Genomic DNA, 18,772 nt, shown 5'->3' on the forward strand with positions numbered 1-18,772 from the left:
ATTTTCTGATAATTTCGCTGTAAAATGTTTAATTCCTTCTAAAAATCACCATCAAAAACTGACAAATATCTTGTTAATTAGCATAATCCGATTCTGTACTATGTAATATCTAGGACAATTATACCTTTTACAGACAGGATAAAGCAGCAATATATAAAGAAGGCTTAACTCAATCGGAATAAAAATCCGTTCTAAATTAAGTCTTCTTTATCAATGCACTAAGCCAGGGTTTTAAAATATCCGATCCCCTTTTGATCCATGAGTACGACAATGAACCCATCCCTGATAGCGAGGATCTTCAGGGTTTTCCTCCAATGCTTTTTTCTCATCGAGATATAATTTAATATCTGTACTTTTATATAGTTTGCGATCTTGACCTACATGACAAACTTTAATACAAATACCGCAAGGATAGCGATGTTCCTCCCGAAGCTGGTCATGATACTTAGCACAAGCAACCTTATCCATCTGCGCAACAAGATCATCTTCTCGCGTTACAAAGGCTTGGGATGGACATAGCTTTTGGCAGACACGGCATTTATTGCAGAGATCTTTTTCTATTAAAGGATCACCAGGTATCGCTAATGTAGTAAAAACAGATACATACCGTACCCTGGGTCCATATTTTTCATTTAGCAAGGTATTATTATAACCAACAGTACCCAATCCTGCATATTTTGCTGCATAAACATGACCAAATGCAGCTACAGGCTTTTCTACTAATACTTTAATATCACCATAACCATCACGGGGTAAAAAAATCGATCCATGCCCAAGTTCATTTAAATAAATTGACAACCGATATGCAATTTGATCCAGCATAATATTTGACGTATCATACTGTTCTACATAATTAATTGAAGGAGTTGTCTCCAAAATGGGCAGCAAGACAGGTATACCCAACACAATTACCGTTTGTGCCTGAGGCCAGATCGCCTTAGGACGGTATGCTTCCTTTACTTCATTAAATTCTTCCCAGCGAGAAACAGGAGCGAAACCAACTAAAGTTGCCCCTAAATTCTTTGCATATTCAATAACATCTTTTTTTATGTTTTGGCTGTTCATGGAAAATTCTCCTTACGACCTTACTTTAGCATAAAAGGCTAAGAATTGCCCTGTTATTAGCAATTCTTAACCTTCAGCTTTCTGATCAGTTATTTTACTTTATAAAATTTATTGTGCTGCAGCAAGAGCTTGTTCAATATCTGCAATGATATCTGCACTATCTTCAATACCAACTGACAAACGAATCAGCTCTTCCCCTACACCTGCTGTGGCAAGCTGTTCAGGAGTAAGCTGTGAATGGGTAGTGCTCGCAGGATGGATGACTAAAGATTTAGCATCTCCCACATTAGCAAGAATTGAGAATAGCTTAAGAGCATCAATAAATTTCTTACCAGCTTGCAATCCACCTTTAATACCAAAGGTTAGAATCGCACCTGCACCTTTTGGTAAATACTTTTTAGCTAATGCATGATCCCGGTGGCTGGGAAGACTTGGATAGCTTACCCATTCAACCTGTTCATGTTTTTCAAGATACTGTGCAACGGCCAAAGCATTCTCCGTATGACGCTGCATACGTAAAGACAAGGTTTCTAATCCTTGCAAGAACAAGAAACTATTGAAAGGACTCACTGCTGCCCCAAAATCACGCAAGATTTGGATACGCAAGCGAGTAATGAAAGCCAAGGGTCCTAATGCTTCTGTATAACTTAAACCATGGTAGCTCGGATCTGGTTCTGACAACGAAGGAAATTTGCCGTTAGCCCAATTGAATTTACCGCTGTCAATAACCAAACCACCCATGGAAGTACCATGTCCCCCAATAAATTTAGTAGCAGAATGAATTACAATATCAGCACCAAATTCGATAGGACGAGAAAGGTAAGGTGTCGCAAAAGTACTGTCAATCAACAAAGGAATACCATTCTCATGAGCAATCTCAGCTACTTTTTCAACATCGAATACGTCAATTTTAGGATTCCCTATGGTTTCTGCAAAGACAGCTCTTGTCTTGTCCGTAATCGCTTTGCGAAAATTTTCTGGATCACTGGGATCAACAAAAGTTACCTTAATTCCAATACGAGGTAAGGTATAGGCAAACATATTATAAGTACCACCATACAAAGTGGAAGAACTAACGATTTCATCCCCAGCTTGGACGATATTTAATATTGCAGCATTAATCGCAGCATGACCAGAAGCAAAAGCAAGAGCTGCCACGCCGCCTTCCAAAGCCGCAATTCGCTTTTCTAACACATCAGTAGTTGGATTCATGATACGAGTATAAATATTACCAGATTCTTTTAAACCAAATAGATTAGCACCATGCTCACTATCACGAAAATTGTAAGATGTGGTTTGGTAAATAGGCACTGCCCTTGAACCCGTTGTTGGATCAGGTTCTTGTCCTCCATGTACTGCTACTGAATCAAAACGTAAATTTTCTGGTAAAGCCATATTTTTATACCCCTTTCTATTCACATATATGTATTTATACAACGCTTGGTAACCTGATACAAGAGACTTGAATGATCGATATACTTCTTTTTAATTGCTGGTATACGTATTTTCGAAACCTCGTCAATTAAAAAGAAAAAGACTAAAGAAAGCCCTCTTCAGGAATTTCTTCAGCCTTCAGTTTATCTGATCAGCTATAATATTGCTTAAATAATATCATAGCTCTATATTCTCGTCAATAGATCTCTACTATTTCTTGACGTCTAAAAATATCGAAATATTCAAAGGGAGGTATCTACTGATTTAAAGAGAATTACTTTATAAAATTGATTTCCACTCATAGCATAATAAAAGAAAAAATAGGAAAAGGTATCTAAAATGACCATAAAAAGAAAAGCTATTTTCGGTATGGCCTTAGCAGCCATTCTCTGGAGTGCCGGCGGTTTTCTGATAAAAGGGATCGACTGGCACCCCATGTCTATTTCAGGAGGACGAAGTCTGATTGCAGCCTTGGTAATTGGGTTCGCATTTCGCAAGGAAAATCTATCTTTTTCCAAATCACAATGGGCAGGAGCTGTGGCTTATTGTGCTTGCGTTACCTTATTTGTAGTTGCCACTAAACTTACTACTGCCGCCAATGCTATACTATTGCAATATACAGCTCCCATTTATGTAGCATTGCTTAGCGGCTGGCTGCTTGGAGAAAATGTGACTAGGCGAGATTGGTTCACCATTTTGATTGTCTGCTGTGGAATGATTTTCTTCTTTCTTGATAAGGTTACAGCAGGCGGCACCCTGGGAAATCTGTTTGCCATTGGATCCGGAATCACTTTTGCTCTATTCATCCTTTTTATGCGTATGCAAAAAGAAGCTTCTCCTTACGGCTCGGTTTTGTTAGGTAATCTATTGACCTTTGCTATTAGTCTTCCTTTTTGGTCAAACAATGTCATCGATGCTGCAAGTATCACTGGCATCACCGTTTTAGGTGTTTTTCAATTAGGAATTTCATATGTTCTTTACTCCTATGCCATACGTCATGTAGAAGCATTAAAAGCCACTCTCATTACTTCGATTGAGCCAATTCTAAATCCTATTTGGGTTTTTCTGTTCTTTCGTGAGCAGCCTGGTTTATACTCTATGATCGGCGGATTCATTGTATTAGCAGCCATTACCATACGCTACTGGTTTGAGGCCAGAACCCAATCGTATATTACGCAAACAGCTAACGATAATCTACAAAAATAATATTGGCATAAATCAAACTATTTGTATATTAAATTGCTATACAAAATATATAAAGACACGTACAATAATAAATAAATTATTTTCTTTGTTCCTGGGAATAACGCTCTTTCCAAAAGGAATTTTAACAGAAAGAAAGAATAAAAGAGTGTATCCTTTTTTCCAGAGACATTCTACACATAACAACATTTAAGAAGGAGGTTTTTGGATGCGTATTGTTGAACAAGCTTTTCGCGTTACAGCACGTACTAGTATTATGAAAGCAGATCATCCCGCGGATTGTATATTCCAAGTCTTTGTAAAGGGACGCCTTCAGGATAAGCAGAGCTATAAGATAGATGGAGAAAACATTAACTTTGGATTCGACTGTCTGGTACCAGGCGACTTAGTACAAGTATTTTATTTCATTCCATGAACCTCTGCTATTCTAATAAAAAACTAACGTAAAAAACGCTGACACGTACTTTAAAACATATAAAACGAGTCGAACCGCAAAGACGCAAAGGGTTTTGTCATTGCGAACAGAGTGAAGCAATCTCTTACAAAGAAATCCCACCAATTTTGGTGGGATTTCTTTGTCTTTAGGCAACCTTCTTCTGGAATTTTTTAATACTTATGGTTAATGTAATGATGATAAAAATGACCAGGGCTGCGATCTGGGGCCATAGCACACTCAGACCTACGCCCTTTAGAATAATACCCCGCAAAATTTGAAGATAAAACGTAAGTGGCAGCAAGTTGCCAAGTAAGTTAAAAACCATAGGCATTGCTTCTCTAGGAAACATAAATCCTGATAATAAAACACTCGGCAAAAATACAAAGAAGGATAACTGCATTGCTTGCATTTGATTTTTGGTCACTGTAGAAATCAACAATCCTAAAGCAAGAGAAGCAAGAATAAATAGAGCCGTAAGGGCATATAACAAAGCCAGACTGCCGCGTATCGGCAGGTCGAATATGAGAACACCTGCCAATAAAGCTACCGTTACTTGTACGTAACCTACAAGGCTATAGGGAATGATTTTCCCCAGCATCAATTCCCAATTTTTCATAGGCGTCACAATCAACTGCTCCAATGTTCCCCGCTCTCGCTCCCGCACGATTGCCATGGAAGTAATCATAACCATTGTCATGGTCAGCATCACTCCCATAATCCCTGGCACCATGTAAAAGGCTGAGATAAAATCCGGATTATACCAAGGACGTATGCGAATATCATAGGGCTTTTCTGTAGGATGCCCTGAAAAACCCCGTATCTGCTGCAAGAGAATATCTTGAGATTTTAACTGGCCAATTAACTGGGCAGCGCTAATTGCAGAAGATGCTGCCATGGAATCAGTAGCATCTACAATAACCTGTACCGCAGCTTGCCGGCCATGCTTTAGGTTTTCCGAGAAATCCGGTGATATGACAATACCGACTTTCGCTTTTCCTGCATCTACAGCAGAATTTACCTCTTGATAACTTTTTGCCAAATATTTAATATCAAAATATCCGCTGGCTTCTAATGAACTTAATAGATCACGACTATCTTGCTGCAAGGATTGATCAAAAACAATCGTAGGTAAATGCTTCACATCGGTATTAATCGCAAAACCAAATAACACGAGTTGTATCACTGGCAGACCGAGCATCATGATTAAGGTAAGACGATCACGGCGCATTTGTAAAAATTCCTTAATCAATAAGGCTTTCAGACGTCTCATTGTATCACTCCTTTCGATGAGATTTCACAAGATAAACGAATACATCTTCCAAGGCCGGAGTTATCTTTTCATAATGAAAGTCTGTAATGTGCGCTAACTTCTCAGTCTCCATCAAAAGATGCAAACTAGTACCTGAACAATAGATATCAAGATAAGGAAGTGTACTTCCTTCAAGAGTTTCTAACAATCCCATAGGATCATCTGTAGGAATTCTAATCAGCGTGCCAGGAATGGTCTGTTTTAAATAAGCCGGCGAACTGCTGGCTACCAGGTTACCTTCGAAAATAAAGCCAATTTCGTCACAATGTTCTGCCTCATCCATAAAGTGCGTGGTCACCATCACCGTAGTACCTTGTAAGGCTAGGTCATAGATAATATCCCAGAACATACGACGGGATTTAGGATCTACGCCGCCAGTGGGTTCATCCAAAAACAAAATAGAAGGCTTATGAAGAATAGAACAGCCTAATGCCAGACGCTGCTTCCATCCACCTGAAAGGTTGGCGACTAATTCATCTTGGCGGTCCTTTAAGCCAGCCAAATTGAGCATTTCTTCAATTCTTACTTTCCCCTGGCTGCCGGATAAACTGTACATTCCCCCATAGAATTGTAGATTCTCTATTACCGTTAAATCATCATATAAGCTAAATTTTTGAGACATATAACCAATTTTTTGTTTAATCATCTCACTATCTTTGGCGATATCAAAGCCTAATACGCTGCCCCTGCCGGAAGTCGGTTCTAATAAACCACATAACATACGAATTGTGGTAGACTTGCCCGATCCATTAGGCCCCAGAAAACCATAAATGGAGCCTGCTTTAACTTGCAGAGTCACATCATTTACAGCAGTAAAGTCGCCAAATTTACGGGTAAGATTCATAAGCTCCACAGCATACATTTAAAACACCTCACTTGCTAATGCAACAAAGACATCTTCTAAGGTAGGAGGAATCTCTTTAAGAGCTTCAATCATCAATCCCGCAGCTCCTAATGTAAGTTTTACTTCTTCCAAAGCTGCACCATCTTTTACAATCACATGGTATTTATCACCAAACTTATTGCACTCCATAACCGAAGGAATTGCTAAATATCTCTTGATGTTCAGGCCCTTAACACTTAATTCCAATACCTGGTAAGGATAGCCTTGACGTAAACCTTGGGGTGAATTGCAGTCAGCCACTTTTCCATTGTGCATAAAAGCCACACGACTGCAAAGCTCTGCTTCATCCATATACGGTGTTGATACGATGATGGTCGTACCTTCTTTATTAAGGCGATATAACATCTGCCAAAACTCTCGACGAGAAACAGGATCAACGCCAGTAGTGGGCTCATCAAGCAAGAAAATTTTAGGGCGATGCATAAGTCCTGCGGCCAAGGCAAGTTTTTGCTTCATCCCTCCTGACAGATGATCTGCTAAGCGTTCTTTAAATGGCAGTAGTTTTGTAAAATCAAGGATCTGATTGGCACGTTCTTCAATTTCCTCTTTATCCTGGCCATATAAGGAACCAAGTAAAAAAATATTTTCCTGAACCGTCAATTCACCATATAAACTAAATTTTTGCGGAACATAGCCTAGATATTGTTTTATGATCTCTGGATTCGCAGCCCCCAGTACTCTCATTGCTCCCGCAGTTGGTGAAAGAATACCTGCAATCATACGGATCAAAGTCGTTTTTCCGGCACCATCCGGTCCTACTAAACCAAAAATTTCGCCCTGGTTAATTTCCAAGGAAACATCATTTACCCCCAATACCCTGCCATAGTTTTTACTTACGTGCTCAAGCTTGATCATTGGATTACCACATCTGCAGGCATACCAGGCTTTAAAATTCCCTCTGAATTATCAATTTTCACTTTTACATAAAAAACCAGATTTGCTCTTTCCTGCTGGGTTACACTCTGTCTGGGAGTAAATTCCGCATTCTGGCTGATTTCTTTGATAGTACCGGCAAATACTCGATCAGGATACGCATCAATCTTAACATCAACAGACTGGCCAAGCCGAATGAGCCCCAACTGTTCCGAAGAAATATAGATTTTAACCCAGCAATCGTTCAAATCACCAATGGTTGCAATTGCCGACCCAGGACTGACATATTCACCATTTTGATAATTCTTGTTTAACACTACACCTGTAAGAGGGCTGACAACATCTCGGTCTCCTAGATTTGCCTTAGTGACAGCAATGATTGCCTGGTACCGCTCGGTCTCCATCCTCTGGGCTTCAATCAGATCCGGACGATTGCCCTCCAGCAATAAACGCTGCTGAGCTTGGGCGGAAAGCAATGAATTATAAGCTACATCATAACTAGACTGAATGGCCTCAATCTGTTGAGCAGCAATGGCGCCTGTACTATAAAGAGCACGATAGCGCTCCAAATCACCTTGTGCTTTCTGATAAAGTGATTGAGCTGCTGCTAAATTTGCATTGGCTTGCTCTATTTCATCCCTTCTAGGGCCTTTTACCAGATCCGTTAATTGTGCTTTTGCCTTTGCCAGTGCTGACTGATCTGCTAAGAGCTGGGCTTCCAGCTCCGGTTTATGAATATGAGCAATCATTTGTCCCCCCTCTACCTTATCACCAACTTGAATGGTCAGCTGCGACAGGTAACCATTCGTCTTAGGTACAACATCTGCAAGAGTCACTTCAATAGTACCAGTCGCCGTAATGCCTTTTTCCTTTTTAAGAAACAGCTTATAACCGGCCCCTGCTGCCAATAGAAAGAAAAACAGCAAAATAGCAATGACTTTCTTATTCATGGTCTTTCCTCCTTAAAATGCCATTTAAAAACGTATCGAGAGCCTGGGCAGTATATTCTTCTCCCGTTTTTTCTGATGAAGAGGTAAATCCTTGAAAAATAGGCTTGGCAATAAAGAAAAAATTCATAATCCCTGCTAAGGATACAGTTGCAAAATCATGATCTAAATCTGGTTTAAATTCACCTTTGGCAACGCCTTCCTCAAAAGTAGTATGAAGAAAACCGAATATACACGAAATATATTTTTTGACTACAGCCTCGCAGCAAGGAGTCGGATTCATAAGCTCACTCAAAATAAAACGAGTTAAATATGGACGCTGCTCATGTATAGCCGAAATATTGTTTGCATACGTGATAATTGCCTCTGTGGGAGATGAAGGAGGGCTTTCTTCAAGTCTTCTTAACATCTGAGCAATTAAGATAAACTGCTCCTCTAATACCTCTTGATACAGTCCCTCCTTACCTCCGAAATAATAAGAAATAAGGGCACTATTGACATTGGCAGTCCGCGCTAACTCACGTATTGATACAGCATTAAACCCTTTTTGCGCAAAAAGCAGCGTAGCTGTTTCAATTAGCTTGACCTGAGCATCTTTTTTCATATTATTCTCCTTCGAGTTTTTTAATTAATCGATTGATTAAAAAATATCATACCTGCCATATGCTGTCAATCTTTTTTTAACATTCTGCTCTTTTGCCTTGTCAGCATATCGTTTTTTGTATCGTAACGCTGTAAATACTACATTCCTGGTATGTCAATTGCAAGCAGAGCGAAGCAATCCCCCTTGTTTAAGGGATTGCTTCGCTCTGCTTCTACCTATTGTCTCCCGTATTTATCACTAAAACGAATGCTGTCATCCTCTCCTAAATAACTGCCATTTTGCACTTCAATGAGCTGGAGGGGTAATTTCCCCGGATTTTCAAGACGATGTATGGTATTTTGAGGTACAAAAGCACTCTCATTTTCGTGCAATAGCTGTTCACTCTCGCCTATGATCACTTTGGCTGTACCACTGATCACAATCCAATGCTCACTGCGATGATAATGCATCTGCAAGCTAAGCATTTCTCCTGGATTGACAACAATTTTTTTCATTTTATAACCTAAACCAACCCCCAGCACCGTGCAATATCCCCAGGGATAATACAAGGTCCTGGGCTCATCTGCCTCGATTCGGCCTCGCTCTTTCAGCTGGGTTACTAAATCTTTCACTTTTTGAGACTCACCTTTTTTGGCTACGACGATAACATCATCTGTTTCTACAACCAGAATATCTTCAAGGCCGATGCCGCCAATAAGCCGGCTGTGTGCCAATATCAGTGTATTGGTGCATTCAATGGGAATACAGTCTCCCTGCAAAGCATTAGCGTCCCGATCCTTGGGCAGCACATCATAGATCGCATCCCATGATCCAATATCATTCCATTCCGCTGTAATTGGCAGCATGACTAATTCTTCGGATTTTTCAGCTATGGCATAATCAAGAGATATGGATGGAATTTCAGCAAAGTTTTCTCCCATTTGTTCCCACCCTGCCTCAGCCAGTGCATATATCTCCAATTGATATTTTTTTAATTCACTCATAAAGCATTCAATAGTAAAAGCAAACATTCCCGAATTCCAATAATAATTTCCAGCGGCAAGATAGGACTCGGCTGTTTCTTGATCGGGTTTTTCTCTAAAAGACTGAACATAAAAGCCGCTGTTAAATGCTTCGCCTGCCTGGATATATCCATACCCTGTCTCTGGATGGTCTGGCTGTACACCTAAAGTTACAATCTTCCCCATCTTTGCCAGCCCTATAGCTTGGAGAAGATTCTCATTAAAGATCTTTAGCGGACGAATAATATGGTCAGAAGGCGTTACATACAGAATCTCATTTGCATCGCACCCCAGTATATCGAGGCAATATCTTGCCGCAAACGCCACTGCCGGTGCTGTGTTACGTGCTGCCGGCTCCAAAAGAATATGTGCTTCATTGGCTTTTGCAGCAATGAGCTCCGTTCTAACATGATGAATGTATTCTTGATTTGTTACGATGACCATATCACAAGGTCTAACCAGGGGTAAAAATCGCAGGATCGTTTGAGCAAGCAATGAGTGCTCCCCGTTTAGTTTTAAAAATTGCTTTGGAAATCTCGTGCGAGACAGCGGAAATAATCGACTGCCTCCACCACCAGCAAGAATGATGACTTTCATAGAATCATCACATTCCTTCCATCACCTATAATAAATAAATCGGCATAGTAAATACTATGCCGATTCTTCACAATACATGATACAATATGCTGTTTCCTAACAGAATTTACGCAATGACTAGACGATAAGCAAAGTCTCGATTACAAGTGCTTTGCAATTTTTTCTCAAAGGCTAATTTCTTTAAAATATCGACTATGTTGGGATCAAACTGACTCCCCCTACATCGCTCCATTTCCTCAATTGCTTCACAAACACCGAAAGCTGACCGATACGTCCTCATGGTTGTCATTGCATCAAAAGAGTCGGCAACAGCTACAATTCTAGCTCCTAAAGAAATTTCTTCTCCACATAAACCATCCGGATAGCCTTTGCCATCAAACCGCTCATGATGATGACGAACAATATCAGAAACAGAACGAAATACTTTAATTTTCCCCACAATAGTGCCACCGATTTCAGGATGCTGACGAATGGTATCAAATTCTTCTTCTGTCAGTTTTCCCGGTTTGTTCAATATAGCATCTGGAATACCAATTTTTCCTATGTCATGTAAATGAGCACCAATATGAATTCGTTCCTGTTCCGCTAATGGCAGTTCCATAGTTTGCGCCATTAGCAAGGAAAGTTCTGCCACTCGTTCCGAGTGACCGCACATATAAGAATTTTTGGCATCCAATGCAGTGGATAAGGCATCTACAATATCATGTAAATCTTCTAATGTAACTGAATCAAACAAGATATACATCGCTCCTTCGTCACTACAATCAAGCAACCTTATGAATCAAATGACTATCAGGATCATAAACAGAAACACTATTTCTTCCAACTTTTTTCGAATAATAAAGTGCTTGATCTGCGTAATTATATAATTTTTCTTTATCAAAGTAGCACAAAAATTGAGAAATTGTACAAATGCCAATGGATACTGTCACCGAGATGTGCTGATTTTCATTTAATACAAAATCATGATTTGCAATATTCTTATGAATCCTGCTGGCAATGACCACAGCCTGCTGTGAATCCGTTTCCGGCAATAATAAAGCATATTCTTCTCCGCCAATGCGAGCCGCTAAATCGCCCTCGCGACTATTTTCCTGGATAATCCTTGCTAATTCCAGCAAAACAATATCACCCGTCTGGTGACCATAATTATCATTGACTTTTTTAAAGAAGTCAACATCAAAAATTAACAATGAAATCGGATGATAATTACATACTAACGCTTTAAAATGTCGTTCTAACGTATCAAAAAAACATCTTCTATTTGCAATCGCAGTTAAAGGATCTGTCATTGCCATAACCTGCATACGGCTGCGAGACTCTTGCAAATCATCAACGGCCTGCCTGAGAGCCTTCTCCCTAAATTCGATCTGCCTCGCCATCCAATTCATATCTCGCATAAGAGTGATTATATTGTCCTCTTCATCTCTTGCTTCATTAGGGAGCGACAATAGTTCTTGATAATTTCCCTGCTTCACTCTGGAACATAATTGACGCATACTATTTAAATGTTTGCCAATGAGCCAGTCCGATACTAAGTTAGGCATTACCAAAATTAGGAATAATGCACTTGCTAACGATAAAGCCTCAATTTCGTTAATATATTTATTCCCTCGTAAAGGTGAATCAAATGCCATCCAAAACATAATGCTTTGGGGGATCATTAATAGTATTAGAAAAACGAACCGAAGCTTACTTACCAAGATTTGTTCCTCCTCTTTAAGCACATATGCCTATAGCCAGGATTGATATTCGCTCTATCCTTTACCCAACTAATCTAAGATCTTTTAGAAAATCTGATGTTCAAACCTATCATATTTCTCATTCCCATCAAATTATCTACTACATATTCAATAATTACATTATCATTGAAAACAATTCTCATTATCTTTCCATAATAATGCAAATTCCCTTTCGGTGTCAATATCTGCGAACTGATTTTATTAAATATAGATCGTTTTATGAACAAATAGTATTATGTTTTTCTATATTGCTTTCCTTATCATACAAAAAGGTCATTTACAGCCTTTCAATTTAATAGTAAAATAACAGTATTGTTAACCATTTTTATATTCATCGTTAACGTTAATTGTTATAATTTGTAAAGCACATATATTGAGTGAAAGGAGGTTGCTAGGATGCATTATCATGAAATCATTGCTCTGGGAGAGTCAATATTACAGGGGCATCAAATTCAATATAAAGAAGCATTACAGCTCACTCATATAATGAATGAGGATATTCCTTTACTTTCCGCTTTTGCTAATAAGATTCGTCTCCAATTTACTGGCAGAAACGTTGATATGTGCGGCATTGTAAATGCCCGCTCAGGAATGTGCTCAGAAGACTGTAAATTTTGCGCCCAATCCGTTTATCACGATACGCAGACGCCTATACATAACTTATTAGACATAGGCCAAATTACTGCAGCAGCGCAAAAGGCTCAGGAACAAGGGGCAAAACGGATTAGCATCGTCACCAGCGGCAAGGGTATGGACAGAGACCCTGACTTTCAAAAGATCATAGAGTCGATACAGGCAATTATGAACCATACCAGCTTAAAAGTTTGTGCTAATCTTGGCACACTTAGTCTAGAGCAGGCACGCATGCTGGCATCTGCAGGTGTCAAGCGTTATGCTCACAATTTAGAAACCAGCGAAAACTTCTATCCCTCGGTATGTACAACCCATTCTTATCAAGAGCGCGTCGACACCATTCAGGCGGCAAAAGCTGCTGGAATGGAGCTTTGCACCGGAGGTATTATTGGTATGGGAGAAAGCTGGCAGGATCGCATTGATTTTGCTTTTGCCATAAAGAGTCTGGATGTAGCTTCCATTCCCATCAATATTCTCAATCCTATTAAAGGTACTGCTCTGGAAGATGTTATGCCCCCCTCTCCCCTCGATATTATTAAGACCTTTGCTATTTTTCGTTTTATTTGCCCTGACAAAATCATCCGTCCTGCTGGCGGCCGAGAAATAAACTTGCGGGATATGCAGGGGCACCTGATGTTATCTGGAGCGAATGGTCTTATTATTGGCAATTACTTAACCTTTACAGGTCGTAACACGGTGGCAGATTTTCAGATGGTACAAGACGCCGGGTTAATTCCAGCGCTGCTGTAAACACAAATGGCTTTCGAGCCTAACTCATCCTTTTCCTGTTTACGGCTATTACATGGCTATTTTCCGAAAGTACACAACGAAAACTAGGAGGAGTCAACATGGACAACTATGATTTAATTTTTTCTCTAGGGAAAAAAATATTAGAAGGCAATCAGCTTACCTTTGATGAGGCCCTGTCCTTAACAACCATTGAAGAAAGTGACATTCCCATACTACTTGGCGTTGCCAATAAAATCAGGGAAAAGTTTACGGGATCCTATGTAGATACTTGCCAAATTCTGAATGCTCGTTCAGGAAACTGTACGGAAGACTGTAAATTTTGCGCCCAATCTGCCCATCATGATGTAGAAGTAGATGTATACCCACTCATGAATGAAAATGCAATTGTCCAGGCAGCCCAAAGAGCAGAGGCAGATTCTGCCTACCGTTTCTGTGTGATTACCTCAGGATGCGGTATGGAAGGTGATCGAGATTTTGAAAAAATTACAGCAGCAATTGAAAAAATCGGTCAGGAAACAACTCTTGAGCGCTGCTGTTCCTTAGGAACCTTGCAAGAACAACATGTAGCCGCACTCAAAAAGGCCGGTATTACGCGTTATCATCATAATTTAGAAACCAGCGAAAGTCATTTTAGTGAAATTTGTACAACTCATACCTATGAAGACCGTATAAATACAATTAAAAGAGTGAAAGCGGCTGACATTGAAGTGTGTTCCGGCGGTATCATTGGCATGGGTGAAACTTGGCGTCAGCGTATTGAATTGGCCTTTACATTAAAAGAATTGGATGTCGACTCTGTGCCCATTAATGTTTTGAATCCCATTAAAGGAACAGCACTGGAAAACCAGGAAAAACTAAACCCAATGGAAATTTTGCAGACCTTTGCTATTTTTCGCATGATTCTGCCTACAAAAATTATTCGTTATGCTGGCGGCCGCGAACATAATCTTGGAGAATTAGTTCCTCTAGGATTCTTATCCGGCGTTAATGGCATGCTCATCGGTCATTATCTGACTACACAAGGACGAGGAGCTAGCAAAGATCTCCAAACTGTAACAGATTTAGGGCTAAAACTACTAAAAAACGCTTAATAGTGACCCATTCTCAGCATTGACGAGTAATGATTTTACTTGATATAATGGCAATGATTATAAGCATGGCGTTGCAATATCAGCGCGAAAATCAACAGTTTATGGCTTTTTTGGTATTCATTTCCGAAAAAGCTCTTTTTTCTGTATTAATGGTGACAAAGACAATGGAGGTTACTATGAGTTTATTATTCGAAACATGTTCGCAAATTACCCCTTTAGATCAAAAAGTCATGGAAGCGGTTCAATTACGATTAGACACATTGATTAAACCCCAAGACAGTCTTGGCCGCCTGGAAGAAATGGTAAAGCAATACGCTGGTATTCGAAAAGAAGAACTTCCTGCAGCGCCTCGTACATGCATGGTTATCGCCTGTGCCGATCACGGCGTAGCTCGCAACCAAATCAGTGCCTATCCTGTGGAAACGACACTGCAAATGACTAAAAATTATGTAGGTGCCAAAGGTGCCAGCGCTAATGCTTTTGCAAACTTCAGCGGTGCCGATATGGTCGTAGTCGATGCAGGGGTTGCCGCTGATCTATCTGATACTGAAGGACTATGGCATCGTAAAATTGCCTATGGCACAAAAGACTTTACGCAAGGTCCAGCAATGACACGGGAAGAAGCCATCCAAGCCCTGGAGATTGGAATCGAAATTGTGAATGAAAAGGTGCGTGCTGGATACAACTGTTTCAGCCTGGGTGAAATGGGTATCGGCAATACAACTTCAAGCGCAGCAATTGCAGCGGCCTTTACCAATATTACTCCCGAGCAAGCTACAGGACGCGGCACTGGCATTTCAGACAGCCGTCTTGTCTTTAAGATTGATATGGTACGCCAAGCACTTACTGTGAATCAGCCAAATCCTCAAGATGGACTGGATGTTCTGGCAAAAATCGGAGGTTTTGAAACAGGGGTTTTAGCAGGAGTTATACTGGGTGCTGCTGCAAATCGCTGTGTGGTTGTCATTGATGGTCTTAATACAACTGCCGCTGCGTTGATTGCCAACGCTCTTCATCCCATGGTCCCCCACTATCTTATGCCTTCTCATTTATCCGGTGAACCTGCTCATCGCATTGCCCTAAAGTTTCTTGGCTTAGAAGCGTGCATTGATATGGGAATTCGGTTAGGAGAAGCAATTGGTGCGTCTATAGTAGTCGATATGCTGGGTGCTTCTATTAAAATGCTGGCTGGTATGGTTTCTTATGAAGATTCTGCTGGTAAAAAGGAAGCATAATTTGTTGATAACAGGAGGTCCCACTTATGATGCAAGATACGATTTCGTTAATTAAACCACTTGATACAATCGCGATGGAAAAATGCCAAATACGCCTTGATAACTTAACCAAACCTCTGAACAGTTTATATTCATTTGAACATCTGGCACGTCAGCTGTCCGGTATTACTTACAATCCTAGACCCCGCAGCCTAAAAAAAAGTATTATCATCATGGCAGCAGACCATGGCGTAGCAGCAGAAGAACCCTGCGCTTTTTCTAAACAAGAAGTGATTCTTCAAAGAATTCATAATATTTCCCGAGGCGGCGCTGCAGTCAACGTTTTCGCTGACCATGTTGCTGCAGATTTACTCCTTGTAGATATGGGTATTGCTGCCAATGTACCTCCTCTTCCTTTGGTACGAAATGAAAAAATCGCCTATGGAACTAAAAACATAAATCATGGCCCAGCAATGACTCGGGAAGAAGCGATAAAAGCAATCGAGATTGGCATTAGAGTCGCTTCTGAAACGATTAAAAAAGGTTCTCAGGTCCTAGGATTAGGTGAAATGGGAGTCGCCAATGCAATTTCCAGTACAGCAATCATTGCCTGCTACAGTCAACATCCGCTGACTGATTTGGTAGGAAAGACTGCAGATTCTTCCAGCGATCTTTTTGATAAAAAGATTTCCCTCATCCGCCACGCCATTACCGTGAATACTCCAAACATTCATGATCCTATTGATGTATTAAGTAAGCTGGGTGGTTTTGAGACTGCCGGACTGGTTGGAATTATACTAGGAGCAGCCTCAGGCGGAGCAGCCATTGTCTTAGATGGTCTTGTGACCAGCACTGCTGCCTTACTTGCAGTGAAATTAGCTCCTCAAGTTAAAGACTATCTCATTGGTTCTCATTTCCCTCCGGAACCTGCACATAAAGCCAGTCTTGACTTAATCGGTATTCCCGCTTACCTTCATCTCAACATCTCCTCAGGAGAAGGAGTCGGTGCTGCATTAGGAATGTCCTTACTCAATGCTTCATTGCATGTCTTAAATGATATGAAAACCTTTGGCGATGCCGAGGTACCTGTCGCTCATGACGGACCGGGCGCTCTTAAGCAAGATAAAAGTGTAAAAGATGAATAAGCAAAATGATGGCAGCAGTTCATAAGAAACTGCTGCCATCATTTTGTTTTAAAATACTAGAATTTATAAGTTTTGTAAGCAAAAAACATAAGAAATTATGAACCACAAAGGCACAATGCCGCTGCTGCGGCACACAAAGGAACACACGAAAAATATAAATAAGACCCTTTGTGTCCTTTGCGCCTTTGTGGTTCGATTGTTTTATATGTTTCATGCAGGAACATAGTTCTGCAAGTTTTCTAATGCAAGTCCATTAATCTCTGCTCCAGTCAATAAATGATCCATATCTAACATAACAACGAGACGCTCCTCCACTTTGCCAATTCCAATTATGAATTTACTTTCTGCATCTTGAATAAAGGAGGGCGCAGCTTCGATCTCTTCGGAATTAAATACTACAATGTCCGTCACTTCATCGACTAAGCATCCTACGATACGCTCATTCGTCTGAACCATCATAATTTTAGTTTCATCATTTATTACTTGGTTTTCTAACTTTAATTTTTTGCGTAAGTTAAAAACATATCGAACTTTCTCTCTCCAGTTTATCATCCCCTCCATATTGCCCAAAGTACCCGGGACCTCCTGAATAGTAACTCGATTCGTTCTAATAATGCCATGTACTATTGCTGCCTCTATAGCAAATTCAGTACCATTTATTTCGAAAACAACCATTTGCACACGTGCCATACCATCATCTCCCAGCCTAAATCAATAACTACTTTTACATATCATTTGCTAAGGCATATAACTCTTCCGCCATGCCAGTTACTTCTTCAATGCTAGCGGTTACTTCCTCAATGGCAGCTGCCTGCTGTTCTACGGTCAAGCTGGTAGCACTCCCCATAGCAACAGTCTTATCTACGGATTGCTGAATAATGGTAGTAAACTCTTTTATTCTACCCACTGTCTGTTTCGAATCCCCTGATAGCTTTCTGATTTCCTGTGCCACCACACCAAAACCGAGACCTGCTTCTCCTGCTCTTGCTGCCTCGATTGCTGCATTTAATCCTAACAAACGGGTTTCATCGGCAATTTCTTTAATAAAATCCATCACGTCATTAATTTTCCCTGACACTACATTTACGTTATTTATTTCTGTATTCAAGGAACTTTGATTCGAGCTGACATCACTTGCAGAAGCTGCCAGCTCTTCCATTGTAGCTGATATCTGAATTACACTATCATTAATAATACCAGCCATATTCCTTAATTTACTTTGCTGATACCACATTTTCGATAGAGTATTAGCAACTAAATATAAGACATGAGCAGCAGCCTCCACGCTTTTTCTAGGCACTTGCTTGATTTCACTTAAGGATTTCATATATTCATCAGGATCTACGCCGATTTCTTGGGCGATCTGACGAAATTTACTTTCATCCGGATCAGAAGTCAAAACCTGTCCACCTAATATCGTTCCGATCTGTTTTCCCTCCAGCATAATAGGTGCCGCAAAATCAACCAAACCAGCATGACAATCATAGATCGCCGGCTTACCTGTTCTGGCAGACTCTTCACCGCCCTTACTGTCACATTCCATACAACGTTTGTTCCCAACATTCGATTCCCGCGTATGTATCATACAAAATGTTGTAAAATTGCTGGGAGTAGTAACGGGCTTCCCCTCAATATCAACTGCAATACTGGCTACCCCTACAGCTTCGGCAAAGTTATCCTGAAAGGTCTGCAAAAAATTTACATCAATAATATCTACTAACTTGACTTTACTAAAATCTTCTAAAGGCTGTTTTACTGCTGTCACCTTTGTCATGGATCTTGCCTCCATTTTTTTGATTTTTCAGTTTTCATTTAATGATAATT

At 40.2% G+C, this 18,772-nt stretch carries 18 protein-coding genes; 6 read left to right on the top strand and 12 right to left on the bottom strand.

Features of this window, described 5'->3' with window-relative positions:
* Positions 1-231: 231 nt before the first annotated feature.
* Both FR7_RS20965 and FR7_RS20970 read right to left on the bottom strand, forming a co-directional pair.
* Complete coding sequence (locus FR7_RS20965; protein WP_007950652.1) at positions 232-1,065, bottom strand: epoxyqueuosine reductase; 834 nt, start codon at positions 1,063-1,065, stop codon at positions 232-234.
* Positions 1,066-1,173: 108 nt separating this feature from the next.
* A complete protein-coding gene (locus FR7_RS20970; protein ID WP_007950654.1) occupies positions 1,174-2,460 on the bottom strand; it encodes a homocysteine synthase in 1,287 nt (428 codons plus the stop codon).
* Between the two features lie 378 nt (positions 2,461-2,838).
* Here FR7_RS20970 and FR7_RS20975 point away from each other — a divergent pair, with 378 nt between their 5' ends.
* Complete coding sequence (locus tag FR7_RS20975; RefSeq protein WP_007950656.1) at positions 2,839-3,705, top strand: DMT family transporter; 867 nt, start codon at positions 2,839-2,841, stop codon at positions 3,703-3,705.
* A 205-nt stretch (positions 3,706-3,910) separates the two neighbouring features.
* Entirely contained in the window at positions 3,911-4,117 is a 207-nt protein-coding gene (locus FR7_RS20980) for a hypothetical protein (protein WP_007932787.1), read from the top strand.
* A gap of 166 nt (positions 4,118-4,283) precedes the next feature.
* On the opposite strand, the gene FR7_RS20985 is transcribed toward FR7_RS20980, so the two are convergent.
* From FR7_RS20985 to FR7_RS21020, 8 genes are all read right to left on the bottom strand, one after another.
* Positions 4,284-5,408 carry an ABC transporter permease gene (locus FR7_RS20985; protein WP_007950658.1) on the bottom strand — a complete coding sequence of 375 codons (1,125 nt, stop codon included), beginning with the start codon at positions 5,406-5,408 and terminating at the stop codon, positions 4,284-4,286.
* 4 nt (positions 5,409-5,412) lie between these two features.
* Positions 5,413-6,309: an ABC transporter ATP-binding protein gene (locus FR7_RS20990; protein ID WP_007950659.1), complete on the bottom strand. Its 897-nt coding sequence runs from the start codon at positions 6,307-6,309 to the stop codon at positions 5,413-5,415.
* Positions 6,310-7,206 carry an ABC transporter ATP-binding protein gene (locus FR7_RS20995; protein WP_007950662.1) on the bottom strand — a complete coding sequence of 299 codons (897 nt, stop codon included), beginning with the start codon at positions 7,204-7,206 and terminating at the stop codon, positions 6,310-6,312.
* Positions 7,203-8,174 carry an HlyD family secretion protein gene (locus tag FR7_RS21000; RefSeq protein ID WP_007950663.1) on the bottom strand — a complete coding sequence of 324 codons (972 nt, stop codon included), beginning with the start codon at positions 8,172-8,174 and terminating at the stop codon, positions 7,203-7,205. Before FR7_RS21000 ends, FR7_RS20995 begins: the two co-directional genes overlap by 4 nt.
* Positions 8,167-8,775, bottom strand: coding sequence for a TetR family transcriptional regulator (locus FR7_RS21005; protein ID WP_007950666.1), 609 nt, complete (start codon positions 8,773-8,775; stop codon positions 8,167-8,169). The genes FR7_RS21000 and FR7_RS21005 overlap by 8 nt, the downstream gene beginning before the upstream one ends.
* Positions 8,776-8,990: 215 nt before the next feature.
* Positions 8,991-10,373, bottom strand: coding sequence for a mannose-1-phosphate guanylyltransferase/mannose-6-phosphate isomerase (locus FR7_RS21010; protein ID WP_007950667.1), 1,383 nt, complete (start codon positions 10,371-10,373; stop codon positions 8,991-8,993).
* 106 nt (positions 10,374-10,479) lie between these two features.
* Entirely contained in the window at positions 10,480-11,118 is a 639-nt protein-coding gene (locus tag FR7_RS21015) for an HD-GYP domain-containing protein (RefSeq protein WP_237769565.1), read from the bottom strand.
* A gap of 19 nt (positions 11,119-11,137) precedes the next feature.
* Positions 11,138-12,076, bottom strand: a complete 939-nt coding sequence (locus FR7_RS21020) for a GGDEF domain-containing protein (RefSeq protein ID WP_007950672.1) — start codon at positions 12,074-12,076, stop codon at positions 11,138-11,140.
* Positions 12,077-12,511: 435 nt separating this feature from the next.
* Between FR7_RS21020 and bioB (FR7_RS21025) the strand changes: the two genes are divergently transcribed.
* The 4 genes from bioB (FR7_RS21025) to cobT (FR7_RS21040) all read left to right on the top strand — a co-directional run bounded on the left by bioB (FR7_RS21025) (position 12,512) and on the right by cobT (FR7_RS21040) (position 16,948).
* The gene (gene bioB / locus FR7_RS21025; protein ID WP_007950673.1) at positions 12,512-13,498 is read left to right on the top strand and encodes a biotin synthase BioB; all 987 of its coding nucleotides are present in this window, start codon (positions 12,512-12,514) and stop codon (positions 13,496-13,498) included.
* Positions 13,499-13,596: 98 nt separating this feature from the next.
* Positions 13,597-14,589 (top strand): biotin synthase BioB, encoded by a 993-nt coding sequence (bioB, locus tag FR7_RS21030; RefSeq protein ID WP_007950674.1) that lies wholly within the window; start codon positions 13,597-13,599, stop codon positions 14,587-14,589.
* A 176-nt stretch (positions 14,590-14,765) separates the two neighbouring features.
* Positions 14,766-15,824: a nicotinate-nucleotide--dimethylbenzimidazole phosphoribosyltransferase gene (gene cobT, locus FR7_RS21035; protein ID WP_007950675.1), complete on the top strand. Its 1,059-nt coding sequence runs from the start codon at positions 14,766-14,768 to the stop codon at positions 15,822-15,824.
* A 26-nt stretch (positions 15,825-15,850) separates the two neighbouring features.
* Entirely contained in the window at positions 15,851-16,948 is a 1,098-nt protein-coding gene (gene cobT / locus FR7_RS21040; RefSeq protein ID WP_007950676.1) for a nicotinate-nucleotide--dimethylbenzimidazole phosphoribosyltransferase, read from the top strand.
* 210 nt (positions 16,949-17,158) lie between these two features.
* Here the strand turns inward: cobT (FR7_RS21040) and FR7_RS21045 are convergent, their stop codons facing one another.
* Positions 17,159-17,638 (bottom strand): chemotaxis protein CheW, encoded by a 480-nt coding sequence (locus FR7_RS21045; RefSeq protein ID WP_007950677.1) that lies wholly within the window; start codon positions 17,636-17,638, stop codon positions 17,159-17,161.
* A gap of 34 nt (positions 17,639-17,672) precedes the next feature.
* Positions 17,673-18,722: a PocR ligand-binding domain-containing protein gene (locus tag FR7_RS21050; protein ID WP_007950679.1), complete on the bottom strand. Its 1,050-nt coding sequence runs from the start codon at positions 18,720-18,722 to the stop codon at positions 17,673-17,675.
* Positions 18,723-18,772 lie beyond the last annotated feature (50 nt).

The sequence above is a fragment of the Pelosinus fermentans DSM 17108 genome (genome assembly GCF_000271485.2).
GTDB lineage: Bacteria > Bacillota > Negativicutes > DSM-13327 > DSM-13327 > Pelosinus > Pelosinus fermentans.

What these genes read in the sequence shown, in the direction of transcription:
- FR7_RS20965 (WP_007950652.1), bottom strand. Translation starts at nt 1,065, where the DNA reads ATGAACAGCCAAAACATAAAAAAAGATGTTATTGAATATGCAAAGAAT.
- FR7_RS20970 (WP_007950654.1), bottom strand. Translation starts at nt 2,460, where the DNA reads ATGGCTTTACCAGAAAATTTACGTTTTGATTCAGTAGCAGTACATGGA.
- FR7_RS20975 (WP_007950656.1), top strand. Translation starts at nt 2,839, where the DNA reads ATGACCATAAAAAGAAAAGCTATTTTCGGTATGGCCTTAGCAGCCATT.
- FR7_RS20980 (WP_007932787.1), top strand. Translation starts at nt 3,911, where the DNA reads ATGCGTATTGTTGAACAAGCTTTTCGCGTTACAGCACGTACTAGTATT.
- FR7_RS20985 (WP_007950658.1), bottom strand. Translation starts at nt 5,408, where the DNA reads ATGAGACGTCTGAAAGCCTTATTGATTAAGGAATTTTTACAAATGCGC.
- FR7_RS20990 (WP_007950659.1), bottom strand. Translation starts at nt 6,309, where the DNA reads ATGTATGCTGTGGAGCTTATGAATCTTACCCGTAAATTTGGCGACTTT.
- FR7_RS20995 (WP_007950662.1), bottom strand. Translation starts at nt 7,206, where the DNA reads ATGATCAAGCTTGAGCACGTAAGTAAAAACTATGGCAGGGTATTGGGG.
- FR7_RS21000 (WP_007950663.1), bottom strand. Translation starts at nt 8,174, where the DNA reads ATGAATAAGAAAGTCATTGCTATTTTGCTGTTTTTCTTTCTATTGGCA.
- FR7_RS21005 (WP_007950666.1), bottom strand. Translation starts at nt 8,775, where the DNA reads ATGAAAAAAGATGCTCAGGTCAAGCTAATTGAAACAGCTACGCTGCTT.
- FR7_RS21010 (WP_007950667.1), bottom strand. Translation starts at nt 10,373, where the DNA reads ATGAAAGTCATCATTCTTGCTGGTGGTGGAGGCAGTCGATTATTTCCG.
- FR7_RS21015 (WP_237769565.1), bottom strand. Translation starts at nt 11,118, where the DNA reads ATGTATATCTTGTTTGATTCAGTTACATTAGAAGATTTACATGATATT.
- bioB (WP_007950673.1), top strand. Translation starts at nt 12,512, where the DNA reads ATGCATTATCATGAAATCATTGCTCTGGGAGAGTCAATATTACAGGGG.
- bioB (WP_007950674.1), top strand. Translation starts at nt 13,597, where the DNA reads ATGGACAACTATGATTTAATTTTTTCTCTAGGGAAAAAAATATTAGAA.
- cobT (WP_007950675.1), top strand. Translation starts at nt 14,766, where the DNA reads ATGAGTTTATTATTCGAAACATGTTCGCAAATTACCCCTTTAGATCAA.
- cobT (WP_007950676.1), top strand. Translation starts at nt 15,851, where the DNA reads ATGATGCAAGATACGATTTCGTTAATTAAACCACTTGATACAATCGCG.
- FR7_RS21045 (WP_007950677.1), bottom strand. Translation starts at nt 17,638, where the DNA reads ATGGCACGTGTGCAAATGGTTGTTTTCGAAATAAATGGTACTGAATTT.
- FR7_RS21050 (WP_007950679.1), bottom strand. Translation starts at nt 18,722, where the DNA reads ATGACAAAGGTGACAGCAGTAAAACAGCCTTTAGAAGATTTTAGTAAA.